This is a genomic window from Streptococcus sp. DD11 (assembly GCF_001578865.1).
Classification (GTDB): Bacteria; Bacillota; Bacilli; order Lactobacillales; family Streptococcaceae; genus Streptococcus; species Streptococcus panodentis.
Genome location: NZ_KQ969451.1, coordinates 1 through 417, shown reverse-complemented (window position 1 = coordinate 417; position 417 = coordinate 1). Strand labels below are relative to the sequence as shown.

The window sequence follows — 417 nt, the reverse complement described above, 5'->3', positions numbered from 1 at the left end:
CGGAACAGCTGCTGCCGCAAACAGCGGTTCAGCAGCCGCTGATTCGGGTGCTGTTTCCAACGCTGCCAGCGGTTACGGTATTTCCAGCAACGGCGTAAACCTGCAGCGCAGTCTGAGCCGGGTGCCCTACAATCAGGCAGCTATTGATGACAGCAGCAATCCGGCCTGGACTTTCAATCCGGGAGTCTTAGAGAAGATTCTTCAGACTTCCCGCGAGCGCGGATACATTTCAGGGGATAACTACATTCTGGAACGCGTCAATATTATCAAAGGCAATGGCTACTATAATCTCTTTAAGCCCGACGGCACCTATCTCTTCAGTATCAACTGCAAGACCGGTTACTTCGTCGGCAACGGACCGGGTTATGCCGATTCACTTGATTTCTAAAAAGTAAAAAAGTTCTCGAAATAGAGAAC

At 50.4% G+C, this 417-nt stretch carries 1 protein-coding gene; it reads left to right on the top strand.

The annotated features are described in order from the left end of the window. On the top strand, nucleotides 1-388 hold a 388-nt coding region (locus STRDD11_RS13360), incomplete at its 5' end, for a cell division site-positioning protein MapZ family protein (RefSeq protein ID WP_241209470.1). Nucleotides 389-417 lie beyond the last annotated feature (29 nt).